Below are 14157 nucleotides of genomic sequence, written 5' to 3' on the forward strand. Positions count from 1 at the left end.
TGCGGGAGCTTCCAACTGTTTACAGCTCGACGATGACCGCTGTGGCAGCACGGGTCGCTTTGGCGCGAGCCGCTTCAATCGATTCGTCACGCGCCAGGGCCACGCCCATGCGGCGCTGACCATTGACTTCGGGTTTGCCAAATAGGCGCAAAGCCGTGTCCGGCTCACTCAAAGCAGCACCCAGGTTGGCGAAGGCGGTCTGGGTCGACTGCCCTTGCACCAAAATCACCGCCGAGGCCGATGGCCCAAACTGACGAATCAAGGGAATCGGCAGGCCGAGAATCGCGCGGGCATGCAGCGCAAACTGCGACAAGTCCTGCGAAATCAACGTCACCAAACCCGTGTCATGCGGGCGCGGCGAGACTTCGCTGAACCACACTTGATCGCCCTTGATAAACAGTTCGACCCCAAACAGGCCGCGCCCGCCCAACGCCTCGGTCACCGACTTGGCCACGCGCTCGGATTCAGCCAGTGCAATCGGGCTCATGGCCTGTGGCTGCCATGATTCCTGGTAGTCGCCCTTCTCCTGACGATGACCTACCGGCGCGCAGAACGTTGTGCCGCCGACATGACGCACCGTGAGCAAGGTGATTTCGTAATCGAAGTCGATGAAGCCTTCGATGATGACCCGGCCTTTACCGGCGCGGCCGCCTTCTTGCGCGTAGTCCCAGGCTGTTTGCACGTCATCGGCACTGCGCAACAGGCTTTGGCCTTTGCCCGACGAACTCATCACCGGTTTGACGACACACGGGAAGCCGAGGTCTTGCACAGCACGGCTGTAGTCCTCGAACGTGTCGGCAAAGTGATACGGCGAAGTGGGCAGGTCCAGCTCTTCTGCCGCCAGGCGACGAATGCCTTCACGGTTCATGGTCAAGGACGTGGCACGCGCGGTCGGGATGACGGTGAAGCCTTCGGCTTCCAGCTCAACCAGCGTGGCGGTGGCGATGGCTTCGATTTCCGGCACGATGAAGTGCGGCTTTTCAGCTTCGATCACGGCGCGCAACGCCGCGCCATCCAGCATGTTGATCACGTGACTGCGATGCGCAACTTGCATGGCAGGTGCATTGGCGTAGCGATCTACGGCGATCACTTCGACACCCAAACGCTGCAATTCGATGACGACTTCTTTACCCAGCTCGCCGCAGCCACACAGCAATACGCGGGTCGCGGTCTGCGACAGTGGAGTTCCGATACGGGTCATTTCAGGTCCTCAAGGAAACAAATCATCGAAGGCGCTCGCCAGGCCAGCGCCTGCTGGGGGGAGAAAGGCCGGCATTTTACATGATCTGGGGCGCGTGACCTTATTGAGCGGCGGCTTTGCGCAAACGCCAGGCCATCGCCAACCACACGCAGGTCACACCGGCGAACTTTGAACCCATCGCGGTGAGGATCACGCCGGGGGTGAAGGCGTCGATCATGGCGAAGAAGATGAAGGTATCAATCGGAATGCTCAGCGCCGAACTGATCCACAAGCGGTCTTGCAGCGGGCGCTTGGTGATACTGAACACCAGCCAGTCAATGCATTCGGACACCGCAAAGGCGGTGGCGCTGGCCAGGGCAATTGAAGGGTCTGAGGTCACATACGACAGCACCAGCGCCGCGAGCATGGCCACAATGGCGCCGTGGCCAAAGCGGATTTGCACCATGTCGCGCAACACGAATACCAGTCCGCCCCAGGCCGACCAGATGATGTCCAGATGCGGGGCGGTAGAAAACGCGTAGTTGATCAGTACGACGCTGGCGATATAAGCGATAAGAAACAACATGGGAACGGGCAGCACCTGTGAATAAGGCGCACAGGGTACTTGAGTCAATCGCAACTGTGTAGTCGCTGCCGCAGGCTGCGACAAGGCCCATGCAGACGTCAAGTCAACGGGGGGGGGCACCCCTTTGCAGCCTGCGGCAGCGACTACAAAAGCATTACGTACTGCCCAGCAGCCATACCACCCCGCTGGACGCAGCACGCTCATTACACAACGCCAGCACTTCGCGCCGTTCAGGGTTGGTCATGCGGCTCCAGCGGGTGATTTCGGCCACGCTGCGCTGACAGCCGGTGCAGATGTCCGCCTCGTCCAATGCGCAGATATTGACGCAGGGGGATGCGACCGGGCGCTCCGGCTCGCTCACGATGGTTGCTCTCCAAGATCGCGGGCATAGCGCTGGCCGTTCTGCACATAGTGCGCAGCGCTGGCTTCAAGCAGTTTTTTCTGCTCATCCGTCAGGTCGCGGACCACCTTGCCCGGTGAACCCATGACCAGTGAACCGTCAGGGATGACCTTGCCTTCACCAATCAGCGAATTGGCGCCGATGATGCAGTGCTTACCGATGCGTGCGCCGTTGAGAATCACCGCGTTGATGCCGATCAGGCTGTAATCGCCCACGGTGCAACCATGCAGCATGGCGTTGTGACCGATGGTCACGCCGGTGCCCAGCGTCAGCGGATAGCCCATGTCGGTGTGCATCACGGCGCCGTCCTGCACGTTGCTGTTTTTACCGATCAGGATCAGCTCGTTGTCGCCGCGCAACACCGCGTTGAACCATACACTGGCACCTTCTTCCAGCCGGACCTTGCCGATCAGGGTGGCATTGGGCGCGGTCCAGCTGTCGGGGTGGGTGTCGACGAACGAGTCGCCCAAACGGTATTTCATGCGAATGTCCTCAAGGCAGGCGTGACCTTCTTTCTATAGAAGGCTCTAGATATTGATAAAACGTTCCGGCGGGGTGTGCAGGTTGATATTCACGTCGTCGTAAAGCAGGTTCATCAGTTCAACGATCATGATTGCCGTCAGGCCCCAGATCTTGTACACGCCAAAACGGTAGCTCGGCACGTACCAACTGCGCCCCTGGTAATCGATACGGTGGGTATGCTCGCGCGGGTCCTGGCGAAAGAAATCCAGCGGCACACTGAACACAGCGGCAATTTCGGCATCGTTGGCCAGGTATTCGACGTAATCGGGCACCACGCCAACATAGGGCGTAACGCGGATGCCATGCAGGGAAATCAAGGGACTGAGCGGGCCGATAACTTCGACCAAACCCGGCGGCAGGCCGATTTCTTCTTCGGCTTCGCGCAGGGCGGTGAATACGAGGTCCAGGTCTTCGGGGTCACGTCGACCACCGGGAAATGCCACCTCGCCACCATGGGTCGACAACCCGCTGGCGCGCAAGGTCAAAATCAGTTCGGGCTTGTCATTGCGGGTCACTGGCAGCAATACCGCAGCTTCGGGGAAACTACGCTCTGTTACCAGCGTTCGCGGGGTATAGCGGCGCACGCGGCCAAGCAGCTCGTCCAGCATAGGTCATCTCGATCCGTCACTTATCGGGCATCATGCACCAAATCACCCGGAGCACCCAAGCCCCACACTGTCGCAGGTCGCGATGCAGCACTTGCCCAGGCCCTGCTTCAGCCCCCAAGATAGGCGCCACAACAGAGAGCACAGCATGAATTTTTGCAGCCAGTGTGGCCATTCCGTCAGCCAGCATATCCCGCAGGGTGACTCGCGCCTGCGGTATGTGTGTGACCACTGCCAGGTCATTCACTATCAAAACCCGAATATCGTCGCCGGTTGCGTCGCGACCTGGGGCACGCAAGTGTTGCTGTGCCGCCGCGCAATCGAGCCGCGCAAGGGCTATTGGACCCTGCCCGCAGGCTTTATGGAAAATGGCGAAACCGTCGAACAGGCGGCCCAACGCGAAACCCGCGAAGAAGCCTGTGCCGAAGTGGCCAACCTGAGCATCTATACCCTGATTGATGTGCCGCACATCAATCAGGTGCATATTTTCTACCGTGCCCACATGCTGAACCCACACTATGCGGCCGGTGAAGAGAGCCTTGAAGTGCGGTTGTTTGATGAAGCCGACATCCCTTGGTCCGAGCTGGCTTTTCGCACGGTCAGTCGTACCTTAGAATGCTTTTTCGCTGACCGCCCGAACCAGGTTTACCCTGTGCGCAGCGAAGCCGTTGCACCTTTGGCCGGTTTGGCCAAGCCACAACAATAACGACGCCCGTCACCCATTTGTACCTTTAGGGATACCGCTCCATGCGCTGGTTGTTCGCCGCCCTTTGCCTGTCATTCGCTGTTACGTGCCAAGCCGCTGTTGTCGTCACGATCAACGGCAAACCTGTCGATAAAAATGCGGTCATAAAGCCGGCTCATTCGACTCAGCTCACCCGTGGCAGCAAGCCGGTGGAGAAAATCCTCGTGCTCAAGTCAGCGCGCCAGTTGCAGCTGATCAGCGACGGCAAGCCGATCAAGACTTACCGCATCTCGCTGGGCAAGCAGCCTAAAGGGCCGAAAACCCGCGAGGGGGACAAACGCACCCCAGAGGGCCTGTACTGGGTCGACTGGCGCAAAAAAAGCGAGAAGTTCAACCTTGCGATGCACATCTCGTATCCCAACATCAGCGATGCTGCCCACGCACGCCGTGAAGGTGTAAGCCCCGGCTCGATGATCATGATCCACGGCACGCCCGACACCGAAGAAAACCCGGAAAACCTGTTCCACACGCTGGACTGGACCGATGGCTGCATCGCCATGAAAAATGTCGAAATGCGCGAAGTGTGGAACCTCACCAAAGACGGCACGATGGTTGAGATTCGCCCTTAACAGCTGAATCCGCCGACAGCAAAAAGCCCGCTGACCGTTACCGGTTCAGCGGGCTTTTTTGTAGAGCAAAGGGCTAGAAATCAGCCAGACGCCACACCTCATACGCCGGTGTTTCGTACGGGTGGCTGAGCTTGAGCGCAGCCACCACGGCTTGTATCAGATCATCGGCAACGACCAGCTCAACTTTCCACTCCCCCACATACTCAACCTGGCCGGTTTGCCCGATAAACGGCTGACTGCCGTCCAGCGCACGAAACTGGCCTTGGCCCATGGTCTGCCAGGCGCAGTGATCGTACTGGCCGATTCGACCGCCACCGGCAGCAAATACGGCGTCCTTGACCCCATCGACATGGCTGGGCGGCACGAAAAAGCTGAGCTTGTACATCGCGCTTAATCCACCCAGACGCGAGCGTTGCGGAACATGCGCAACCACGGCGCATCTTCATTCCACTCCTCGGGACGCCACGAGTTCTGCACGGCGCGGAATACCCGCTCCGGGTGCGGCATCATGATGGTCACACGGCCGTCACGGCTGGTCAGACCGGTAATCCCGCGCGGCGAACCGTTCGGGTTGGCCGGGTAGTTTTCAGTCACTTTGCCGTGGTTGTCGACGAAACGCAGCGCCACCGAACCGGACAAGTCGGCTTGCAGCAAGGCTTCTTCGCTGGCGAACTCGGCATGGCCTTCACCGTGCGCGATAGCGATTGGCATGCGCGAACCGGCCATGCCTTGCAGGAAGATGGAGTTCGACTCCTGCACTTGCACCATTGCCACACGCGCTTCGAACTGCTCGGAACGGTTGCGCACAAAGTGTGGCCACAACTCGCTGCCCGGAATCAGTTCGCTCAGGTTGGACATCATCTGGCAACCGTTGCACACACCCAGCGAGAAGCTGTCGGAGCGCTCGAAGAAGCTCTGGAACGCATCACGGGCACGGGTGTTGAACAGTGCCGACTTGGCCCAGCCTTCACCGGCACCCAGCACGTCGCCGTAAGAGAAACCACCGCAAGCCACCATGCCCTTGAACTCGTTCAGGTCGACACGGCCGGCCAGAATGTCGCTCATGTGCACGTCGATCGCGTTGAAACCGGCACGGTCAAACGCCGCCGCCATTTCAACCTGACCGTTGACGCCCTGCTCGCGCAGCACAGCCACTTGCGGGCGAATGCCTTTTTTGATGTACGGCGCACTGATGTTGTGGTTGACGTCAAAGCCCAGCTTGACGCTCAGGCCCGGATTGTCTTCTTCCAGCAACACGTCGAATTCCTGATCCGCACAGTCGGCGTTATCACGCAGACGCTGGATCTGGTAGCTGGTCTGCGCCCACTGACGCTGCAACGCGCCACGCTGACCTTCAAAGACGGTTTCGCCTTTGAGGCTGATGGTCACTTCGCTGTTGTTCAACGGCTGGCCAATCACGGCCACGCACTCACCCAGGCCTGCCACGCTGAACTGGGCCAGAATTTCGGCCGTAGCGTCCTGACGCACTTGAATCACGGCACCCAGTTCTTCGTTGAACAGGATGGCCGGGATTTCGCTGGCGTTTTGGGTCAGGCAATCGAGCGTCAAGCTCAGGCCACAGTGACCGGCAAAAGCCATCTCCAGCACGCTGGTCATCAAACCACCGTCGGAACGGTCGTGGTAGGCCAGCAAGTGACCGTCCGCGTTCAGCCCCTGAATCACGGCGAAGAAGGCTTTGAGGTCTTCTGCGTCATCGACGTCTGGCGCCTGCTTGCCCAGCTTGCCGTAGGTTTGCGCCAGGATGGAGGCACCCATACGGTTTTGGCCACGGCCCAGATCGATCAGGATCAGATCGGTCAGCCCCTTGTCCATGCGCAGTTCAGGGGTCAGGGTTTGACGGATATCAACCACGGGGGCGAAGCCGGTCACGATCAGCGACAACGGCGAGGTGACGCTCTTGTCGGCGCCCTCTTCGCTCCAGCGGGTTTGCATCGACATCGAGTCTTTGCCCACTGGAATGGTGATGCCCAACTCTGGGCACAGCTCCATGCCGACCGCTTTAACAGTGTCGAACAGGCGCGCGTCTTCACCGGGATGACCCGCAGCGGACATCCAGTTGGCCGACATTTTGATGTCAGACAGCTTGCCGATGCGCGAGGCGGCAATGTTGGTCAGGGTTTCGCCGATGGCCATACGGCCCGATGCCGGGGCATCCAGCAGCGCCAGCGGAGTACGCTCGCCCATCGCCATCGCTTCACCGGTGTAAACGTCAAAGCTGGTGGCGGTCACGGCCACGTCAGCCACGGGCACTTGCCACGGGCCGACCATTTGATCGCGAGCAACCAGGCCGGTGATGGTGCGGTCGCCAATGGTGATCAGGAAGCTTTTGCTGGCAACGGCCGGGTGATACAGCACGCGCTCAACGCACTCGGCGATGCTCAGCGTGGCAGGATCGAAATCATCGCCCAACTCGGCTTCACGCACGGCCGAACGGTGCATGCGCGGTGCTTTGCCCAGCAACACTTCCAGTGGCATGTCCACCGGGTTGTTGCCGAAGTGGCTGTCGGTGACCGTCAGTTGCGGTTCAGCCGTGGCCTCACCGACCACGGCAAACGGGCAACGTTCACGTTCGCAGATGGCCTGGAAGCGCTCGAAATCTTCTACGCCCACTGCCAGTACGTAACGCTCCTGGGATTCGTTGCTCCAGATTTCGTGCGGGGCCATGCCCGGCTCGTCGTTTGGAATGTTGCGCAGTTCGAAGCGACCACCACGCTCGCCGTCATTTACCAGCTCGGGGAAGGCGTTGGACAGACCACCTGCACCCACGTCGTGGATGAAGCTGATCGGGTTTTTGTCACCCAACTGCCAGCAACGGTCGATCACTTCCTGGCAACGACGCTCCATTTCCGGGTTTTCGCGCTGTACCGAAGCGAAGTCCAGGTCAGCCGAGCTTGCGCCCGTCGCCATAGAGGAAGCGGCACCGCCGCCCAGACCGATCAACATCGCCGGGCCGCCCAGCACGATCAGCTTGGAGCCGACCGTGATCTCGGCTTTCTGTACGTGCTCGGCGCGGATGTTGCCCATGCCGCCCGCCAACATGATCGGCTTGTGATAACCGCGCACTTCGTCGCCATGCGGGGTGGTGATGGACTGCTCAAAGGTACGGAAGTAGCCGGTCAGGGCCGGACGACCGAACTCGTTGTTGAACGCGGCGCCGCCCAGCGGGCCTTCGATCATGATGTCGAGCGCGGTCACAATGCGCTCAGGCTTGCCGTACGGCACTTCCCACGGCTGTACGAAGCCCGGAATTTGCAGGTTGGACACGGTAAAACCGGTCAGGCCCGCTTTGGGCTTGGCACCACGCCCTGTTGCGCCTTCATCGCGGATTTCGCCGCCAGAACCGGTCGCCGCACCCGGAAACGGGGCAATAGCGGTCGGGTGGTTGTGCGTCTCGACTTTCATCAAGATGTGCACCGGCTCTTGCACCGCGCCGTATTGGCGGGTGTCAGGGTTGGGGAAGAAACGACCGGCCACGCTGCCGACAATCACCGAAGCGTTGTCTTTATAGGCCGACAGCACACCTTCGCTGTGCATCACGTAGGTGTTTTTGATCATGCCAAACAGGCTTTTTTCCTGATTTTGGCCGTCGATGTCCCAACTGGCGTTGAAGATCTTGTGGCGACAATGCTCGGAGTTGGCCTGGGCAAACATCATCAGTTCGATGTCGTGCGGGTTACGACCCAAACCGTTGAAAGCATTGACCAGATAGTCGATTTCGTCATCTGCCAGCGCAAGGCCCAACTCGACGTTGGCTTTTTCCAGCGCAGCACGGCCACCACCCAACACATCAATCGCGGTCAGCGGCTTGGGTTCGGCGTGGCTGAACAAACCAGCCGCCTGCTCCAGATCGCCCAACACAATTTGCGTCATGCGGTCGTGCAAGGTCGCGCCAATCAGCTCGGCTTCAGCGTCGCTGAATTGACCTGCCACATAGAACGCAATGCCACGCTCCAGGCGCTGGATTTTAGCCAGGCCACAGTTACGGGCAATGTCGCTGGCCTTGCTCGACCAAGGGGAGATGGTGCCAAACCGCGGCAACACCAGGAACAGTCGGCCGCTCGGCTCTTGGACCGGCACACTTGGACCGTACTTCAGGAGACGAGCCAGTACCAATTGCTCATCGCGGGTCAACTCACCAGTAACATCGGCGAAGTGGGCGAATTCAGCGTACAAGCCACTGACAGCTGGAACCTTTTGGCTCAGTTGTGCGAGAAGTTTGTTGTGGCGAAAGGCAGATAGGGCAGGAGCGCCGCGCAGGATCAACATCTTCGGGACAGCCTCGGGAGGGGTGTGCTTTGAGGCCCGGCATTCTAACGTAAACCTTTGGTCTCGGCACCCGAAACGGCACACCTTGCGCACGTCAAACGTCGTTATTCGATCAGGGCCTTATTCTTTATGGCTATCAGCGACCACAAGCCAAGTCTGTTTGGATCTTTCAACACCCCTCAAAGGCCCATTTCACAAGGGTTCGCGCTGACTCAAGGCTTCTCAACTGGCTGAGTGCCTATTGCCGTGATATGGCACGCGCGCTGCTTTGCGTATACTGCGCCCATGTTTTCTCTATCTGTATTCCGCCAGCGTTGCGCCAAATGGCTCCTCGCAACCGGACTCTTCCTGATGCTCGGTGCCTGCGTTGAAAAACCCAGCACCCTGGAGCGCGTAAAGGAGGATGGGGTACTGCGGGTGATCACCCGTAACAGCCCGGCCACCTACTTTGAGGATCGCAACGGCGAAACCGGCTTTGAATACGAGCTGGTGAAACGCTTTGCCGATGATCTGGGTGTGGAGCTGAAGATCGAAACAGCCGATAACCTGGACGACCTGTTTACCCAGCTCGGCCAACCTGACGGCCCGGTGCTGGCTGCTGCCGGACTGGTCAGCAGCGAAAATCGCCTCCAACAAGCCAAGTTTTCTCACCCCTACCTTGAGGTCACGCCGCAGATCATCTATCGCAACGGTCAGTCACGCCCTACCTCTGCGGCAGACCTGGCAGGCAAGCGCATCACGGTGCTCAAAGGCAGCTCCCACGCAGAGCAACTCGCCGAACTCAAAAAGCAATACCCCGGCATTGAGTACGAAGAGTCTGACGCTGTTGAAGTAGTCGACCTGCTGCGTATGGTCGATGAAGGTCAAATCGACCTGACACTGGTTGACTCCAATGAAGTGGCCATGAACCAGGTGTACTTTCCTAACGTGCGCGTGGCCTTCGACCTGGGGGATGCCCGCAGCCAGCGCTGGGCGGTGATGGCAGGTGAAGACAACAGCCTGCTGAACGAGATCAACGCCTACCTCGACAAGGTTGAAAAGAACGGCACTTTGCAGCGCCTCAAAGACCGTTATTACGGCCACGTCGATGTGCTGGGTTACGTGGGCGCTTACACCTTTGCTCAACACCTGCAACAACGCCTGCCCAAGTACGAAAAATTCTTTAAGGAGGCCGCCAAAAAAGAAGGCGTGGACTGGCGACTGCTGGCAGCGATGGGCTATCAGGAATCCCTGTGGCAACCCACCGTCACCTCAAAAACCGGGGTTCGCGGCCTGATGATGCTCACCCAGAACACCGCACAGGCGATGGGCGTGGCCAATCGACTGGACGCCAAGCAAAGCATTTATGGCGGCGCGAAGTATTTGGCACTGATCAAGAGCGAGCTGGACGACGACATTCAGGAGCCGGATCGAACCTGGTTTGCGCTGGCCGCGTATAACGTTGGCGGCGGGCACCTGGATGACGCACGCAAACTGGCGAAAAAAGAAGGCCTGAACCCGAACAAGTGGCTGGACGTTAAAAAAATGCTGCCGCGCCTTGCGCAGAAGCAGTGGTACAGCAAAACCCGCTACGGCTACGCCCGCGGCGGCGAGCCCGTGCACTTTGTGGCCAACATCCGTCGTTACTACGACATCCTGACCTGGGCCACGCAGCCGCAACTGGAAGGCGACCAGGCCGCCGACAGCACACTGCACATCCCCGGTATCGACAAGACCAAGCCCAAAGAAGAGCCGCAGCTTTAATCCTGCACTGAATAAAGCCGGTCAAACCCTGTAGTCGCTGCCGAGCAACGAAGGCTGCGACTACAGTCAGGCCTGCTTATACCTTGGCAGCCGCCACAATCAGCGCTTTCATCTCGGCCACTGCCGATTTGAAGCCCACAAACAGGGCGTGCGCCACCAGTGCGTGGCCAATGTTCAACTCGTTGATGCCCTTGATCGCTGCCACGTCTTGCACGTTGTGATAGTGCAAACCATGACCGGCGTTAACGATCAGACCCTGGGCCAAACCAAACGCCACCCCATCAGCGACACGCGTCAATTGTTCAGCAACCTCGGTTGGCGTCTGTGCATCGGCGTAACGCCCGGTGTGCAGTTCAATCGCCGGTGCGCCCACGCGACGGGAAGCTTCGATCTGGCGCTCGTCGGCATCAATAAACAAGGACACTTCGCAGCCGATCCGGCTCAGGCGCTCCACGGCGGCCTTGATTCGTGCTTCCTGCCCCGCTACGTCCAGGCCCCCTTCTGTGGTCAGTTCCTGACGTGTTTCGGGTACCAGGCAGATGTGCGCCGGACGAATGCGCTCGGCGAAGACCATCATCTCTTCGGTCACGCCCATCTCGAAGTTCATGCGGGTTTGCAGCACGTCCTTGAGCAGCAACACGTCGCGCTCCTGGATGTGACGACGGTCTTCACGCAGGTGCACGGTGATGCCATCGGCGCCCGCCTCTTCTGCGTCCAGCGCGGCCTTGACCGGGTCAGGGTAACGCGTGCCGCGCGCCTGGCGCAGCGTGGCTACGTGGTCGATGTTCACGCCGAGAAGAATGCGATTGCTGTGGGTCACGGTGGGCTCTCCTGAAGAGTTGCAGATTCGGCGCACAGCATACCGGTCTATTCAGGGCTTGCGAAACAACTCGCGACTGGCCAGCGGCTTGCCCGCCAAATGCACGGCCAAGGCCTGGCGCATCAGACGCTTGGCCGCAGACAAGGCACCGGGCGTGCTCCAGTCGGCATCCGCCATCGCGTGCAGTTCAACACCGTGAAACAACCCCGGCTGCACCAGATAAATGCGCTCAAGGCCAGCATCGACCTGCAAACGGTACATGCCGTCCACGGCGACGGGGTCACCGTGGATGTCTTGAGTCAGTGAGAAGCCATAGCCCAGGTCATCCAGCAGGCGCCATTCAAAGGCGCGCAACAACGGCTCAAGCGCACGTCCTTCGGCGAGCGCCAGCAAGGTGGCGGCGTAGTGATCGAACACGGCGGGATGGGGGTCTTCAGCCGGTAGCAGGCGCACCAGCAACTCATTGAGGTAAAGGCCACTGAACAAGGCCTCGCCGCTGAGCCAGGTTGAAAGGCCTGCGCTTTCCATGCGCCCGACGTTTTTCAGTTCACCCCGGCCCCGAAATTCGATTTCCAGCGGGACAAAAGGTCGGGCCTGAGAGCCGGCCTTGCCGCGCGCACTGCGCAAAACGGCCCGCAATCGCCCTTGTGGGGTAATAAAGTCGACCAGTGCACTGGTTTCGCGATAGGGGCGACTGTGCAGGACATAGGCGAGTTGGGGGGTGGGGGTTTTGCTGGACATGCCTGCTATCTCGGGGGCCAACAGACAATCTCTGTAGATACCTGGTTGGCGGTCAAGGATCACGGACACAGTGCATGTAGCCGCTGAGGAGCAATGCGAGGCTGCGTCATGCCTTGGCAGCTCCCCCAGCGCGTGGAAGGAGCTGCCGCGGCCTGGGATTACAGGTCGCCGTAGCCCAGCGAACGCAAGGCGCGTTCATCGTCGGACCAGCCGCCTTTCACTTTCACCCACAGGTTAAGCATGATTTTGGAGTCGAACAGCAGCTCCATATCTTTGCGCGCTTCGGTGCCAATGCGCTTGATGCGCTCGCCCTTGTCGCCAATGATGATTTTTTTCTGACCGTCACGCTCAACCAGAATCAAGGCATGGATATGCAAGGTTTTGCCCTGCTGCTTGAATTCTTCGATCTCAACGGTGATCTGATACGGCAGCTCGGCGCCCATTTGACGCATGATTTTTTCACGCACCAGCTCAGCGGCGAGGAAGCGGCTGCTGCGGTCAGTGATCTGATCTTCCGGGAAGAAGTGCTCGTTTTCCGGCAAATGCCCGGCGATCACACGCTCAAGCGCTTCAAGGTTGTGGCCGTGCTGAGCGGAGATCGGGATGATCTGGGCGTTCGGCAGTTGCTCCTGAAGCCAGCTCAGGTGCGGCATCATTTCGGCTTTGTCTTCAATGCGGTCGGTCTTGTTCAACGCGACGATCAGCGGGCCGGTCACGTACTGCACGCGTTCCAGCACCATCTGGTCTTCGTCGGTCCACTTGGTGCGGTCGACCACAAAGATCACCACGTCGACGTCTTTCAACGCCGCCGAAGCGGTTTTGTTCATGTAGCGGTTCAGGGCTTTTTCGCCGCCTTTGTGCATGCCCGGGGTATCAACGTAGACCGCTTGTACAGCGCCTTCGGTTTTAATGCCCAGCATGTTGTGACGGGTGGTCTGCGGCTTGCGCGAGGTGATCGCCAGCTTTTGACCCAAAATGTGGTTCAGCAGTGTGGATTTACCCACGTTTGGTCGACCAACAATGGCGACATAGCCACAGCGTGTTGCAGTTGAATCAGTCATGGCCATTCTCCACGCCAAGGGCAATCAGTGCTGCTGCGGCCGCTACCTGTTCGGCAATACGACGACTCACACCCTGACCCCGGCTTTTTTCATTCAATAAGGCAATTTCGCACTCCACAAAGAAAGTGCGGCAATGCGGTTCGCCCTGGATATCTACCACTTCGTAGCGCGGCAGATCACAGGCACGCGACTGCAAGAACTCTTGCAGGCGAGTCTTTGGATCTTTGTTGGTGTCGACCAGGGTCAACGTCTCGAACTCGCTGGCCAGCCAGGCCAATACGCGGTCGCGGGCAACGTCCATGCCTGCATCCAGGTAAATGGCGCCGATCAGCGCTTCGAGGGCGTCTGCCAGAATCGACTCACGGCGAAAACCGCCGCTCTTGAGCTCGCCCGAGCCCAAACGCAGGTACTCGCCCAGCTCAAAACCACGGGCCAGCACGGCCAGGGTTTCGCCTTTTACCAGGCGCGCGCGCAGACGCGACAGTTGGCCTTCACGGGCCAACGGGAAGCGGTCAAACAACGCCTCGCCCGCTACAAAATTGAGAATTGCATCACCCAGAAACTCCAGGCGCTCGTTATTGCGCCCCGCGAAGCTGCGGTGAGTCAGGGCCAGAATCATCAGTTCCTGGTCTTTGAAGGTGTAGCCGAGCTGACGCTCTAAACGCTCTAAAGAAAAACTCACGATTTACCCACGCTGAGTTCGTGGCCGAATGTCACCACCGGACCGATATTAGGGATCAGTGATGCTCGTTTATCGCATAGCAAATGGACAGGGAACACACTGTTCGCCGCCGTCACACTTAACGCTTTGTTCAAATCCACATCCTGAATACTGTTGACCGCCCTGTCTGACGCGACAAAGCGGTTGTAAGAACCGTCAGGCAACCGATTTATTCGG

The 14157-nt window shown here is 59.2% G+C and carries 14 protein-coding genes; 3 read left to right on the forward strand and 11 right to left on the reverse strand.

Annotated features, from left to right (window positions below; genetic code table 11):
• Positions 1 to 19: 19 nt before the first annotated feature.
• The 5 genes from purT to ACP7A4_RS10685 all read right to left on the reverse strand — a co-directional run bounded on the left by purT (position 20) and on the right by ACP7A4_RS10685 (position 3296).
• The gene (gene purT, locus ACP7A4_RS10665; RefSeq protein ID WP_426246726.1) at positions 20 to 1201 is read right to left on the reverse strand and encodes a formate-dependent phosphoribosylglycinamide formyltransferase; all 1182 of its coding nucleotides are present in this window, start codon (positions 1199 to 1201) and stop codon (positions 20 to 22) included.
• Positions 1202 to 1301: 100 nt separating this feature from the next.
• Positions 1302 to 1766: a preQ0 transporter gene (locus ACP7A4_RS10670; protein ID WP_059764412.1), complete on the reverse strand. Its 465-nt coding sequence runs from the start codon at positions 1764 to 1766 to the stop codon at positions 1302 to 1304.
• A 154-nt stretch (positions 1767 to 1920) separates the two neighbouring features.
• Positions 1921 to 2127, reverse strand: coding sequence for a DUF1289 domain-containing protein (locus ACP7A4_RS10675; RefSeq protein WP_059764410.1), 207 nt, complete (start codon positions 2125 to 2127; stop codon positions 1921 to 1923).
• Positions 2124 to 2648 carry a gamma carbonic anhydrase family protein gene (locus ACP7A4_RS10680; RefSeq protein WP_426246729.1) on the reverse strand — a complete coding sequence of 175 codons (525 nt, stop codon included), beginning with the start codon at positions 2646 to 2648 and terminating at the stop codon, positions 2124 to 2126. Before ACP7A4_RS10680 ends, ACP7A4_RS10675 begins: the two co-directional genes overlap by 4 nt.
• A gap of 45 nt (positions 2649 to 2693) precedes the next feature.
• Positions 2694 to 3296 carry a CoA pyrophosphatase gene (locus ACP7A4_RS10685; protein WP_059764406.1) on the reverse strand — a complete coding sequence of 201 codons (603 nt, stop codon included), beginning with the start codon at positions 3294 to 3296 and terminating at the stop codon, positions 2694 to 2696.
• A 145-nt stretch (positions 3297 to 3441) separates the two neighbouring features.
• Between ACP7A4_RS10685 and ACP7A4_RS10690 the strand changes: the two genes are divergently transcribed.
• A complete protein-coding gene (locus tag ACP7A4_RS10690; protein WP_059764404.1) occupies positions 3442 to 3999 on the forward strand; it encodes an NUDIX hydrolase in 558 nt (185 codons plus the stop codon).
• A gap of 41 nt (positions 4000 to 4040) precedes the next feature.
• The gene (locus ACP7A4_RS10695; protein WP_059764401.1) at positions 4041 to 4607 is read left to right on the forward strand and encodes a L,D-transpeptidase family protein; all 567 of its coding nucleotides are present in this window, start codon (positions 4041 to 4043) and stop codon (positions 4605 to 4607) included.
• A 73-nt stretch (positions 4608 to 4680) separates the two neighbouring features.
• Here ACP7A4_RS10695 and ACP7A4_RS10700 read toward each other — a convergent pair whose 3' ends face one another.
• Positions 4681 to 4992 (reverse strand): YqfO family protein, encoded by a 312-nt coding sequence (locus tag ACP7A4_RS10700; RefSeq protein WP_048363280.1) that lies wholly within the window; start codon positions 4990 to 4992, stop codon positions 4681 to 4683.
• Positions 4993 to 4997: 5 nt separating this feature from the next.
• Positions 4998 to 8894, reverse strand: a complete 3897-nt coding sequence (gene purL, locus ACP7A4_RS10705; RefSeq protein ID WP_048363279.1) for a phosphoribosylformylglycinamidine synthase — start codon at positions 8892 to 8894, stop codon at positions 4998 to 5000.
• 285 nt (positions 8895 to 9179) lie between these two features.
• On the opposite strand from purL, the gene mltF reads away from it, so the two are divergent.
• A complete protein-coding gene (gene mltF / locus ACP7A4_RS10710; protein WP_048363277.1) occupies positions 9180 to 10637 on the forward strand; it encodes a membrane-bound lytic murein transglycosylase MltF in 1458 nt (485 codons plus the stop codon).
• Positions 10638 to 10713: 76 nt separating this feature from the next.
• On the opposite strand, the gene pdxJ is transcribed toward mltF, so the two are convergent.
• The 4 genes from pdxJ to rnc all read right to left on the reverse strand — a co-directional run bounded on the left by pdxJ (position 10714) and on the right by rnc (position 13941).
• A complete protein-coding gene (gene pdxJ / locus ACP7A4_RS10715) occupies positions 10714 to 11457 on the reverse strand; it encodes a pyridoxine 5'-phosphate synthase (RefSeq protein ID WP_059764398.1) in 744 nt (247 codons plus the stop codon).
• Positions 11458 to 11508: 51 nt separating this feature from the next.
• Positions 11509 to 12198 carry a DNA repair protein RecO gene (recO, locus tag ACP7A4_RS10720; protein WP_048363275.1) on the reverse strand — a complete coding sequence of 230 codons (690 nt, stop codon included), beginning with the start codon at positions 12196 to 12198 and terminating at the stop codon, positions 11509 to 11511.
• 158 nt (positions 12199 to 12356) lie between these two features.
• Positions 12357 to 13259, reverse strand: a complete 903-nt coding sequence (gene era, locus ACP7A4_RS10725; protein WP_048363274.1) for a GTPase Era — start codon at positions 13257 to 13259, stop codon at positions 12357 to 12359.
• Complete coding sequence (gene rnc, locus ACP7A4_RS10730) at positions 13252 to 13941, reverse strand: ribonuclease III (protein ID WP_048363273.1); 690 nt, start codon at positions 13939 to 13941, stop codon at positions 13252 to 13254. Before rnc ends, era begins: the two co-directional genes overlap by 8 nt.
• Between the last annotated feature and the right edge of the window lie 216 nt (positions 13942 to 14157).

The sequence above is a fragment of the Pseudomonas sp. TWR3-1-1 genome (genome assembly GCF_049896545.1).
Lineage (GTDB): Bacteria > Pseudomonadota > Gammaproteobacteria > Pseudomonadales > Pseudomonadaceae > Aquipseudomonas > Aquipseudomonas weihenstephanensis.

Coding starts and splice junctions, on each gene's coding strand:
- ACP7A4_RS10700 (WP_048363280.1), bottom strand. CDS start 4,992: ATGTACAAGCTCAGCTTTTTCGTGCCGCCCAGCCATGTCGATGGGGTC.
- ACP7A4_RS10695 (WP_059764401.1), top strand. CDS start 4,041: ATGCGCTGGTTGTTCGCCGCCCTTTGCCTGTCATTCGCTGTTACGTGC.
- purL (WP_048363279.1), bottom strand. CDS start 8,894: ATGTTGATCCTGCGCGGCGCTCCTGCCCTATCTGCCTTTCGCCACAAC.
- ACP7A4_RS10680 (WP_426246729.1), bottom strand. CDS start 2,648: ATGAAATACCGTTTGGGCGACTCGTTCGTCGACACCCACCCCGACAGC.
- era (WP_048363274.1), bottom strand. CDS start 13,259: ATGACTGATTCAACTGCAACACGCTGTGGCTATGTCGCCATTGTTGGT.
- ACP7A4_RS10690 (WP_059764404.1), top strand. CDS start 3,442: ATGAATTTTTGCAGCCAGTGTGGCCATTCCGTCAGCCAGCATATCCCG.
- recO (WP_048363275.1), bottom strand. CDS start 12,198: ATGTCCAGCAAAACCCCCACCCCCCAACTCGCCTATGTCCTGCACAGT.
- purT (WP_426246726.1), bottom strand. CDS start 1,201: ATGACCCGTATCGGAACTCCACTGTCGCAGACCGCGACCCGCGTATTG.
- ACP7A4_RS10685 (WP_059764406.1), bottom strand. CDS start 3,296: ATGCTGGACGAGCTGCTTGGCCGCGTGCGCCGCTATACCCCGCGAACG.
- mltF (WP_048363277.1), top strand. CDS start 9,180: ATGTTTTCTCTATCTGTATTCCGCCAGCGTTGCGCCAAATGGCTCCTC.
- ACP7A4_RS10670 (WP_059764412.1), bottom strand. CDS start 1,766: ATGTTGTTTCTTATCGCTTATATCGCCAGCGTCGTACTGATCAACTAC.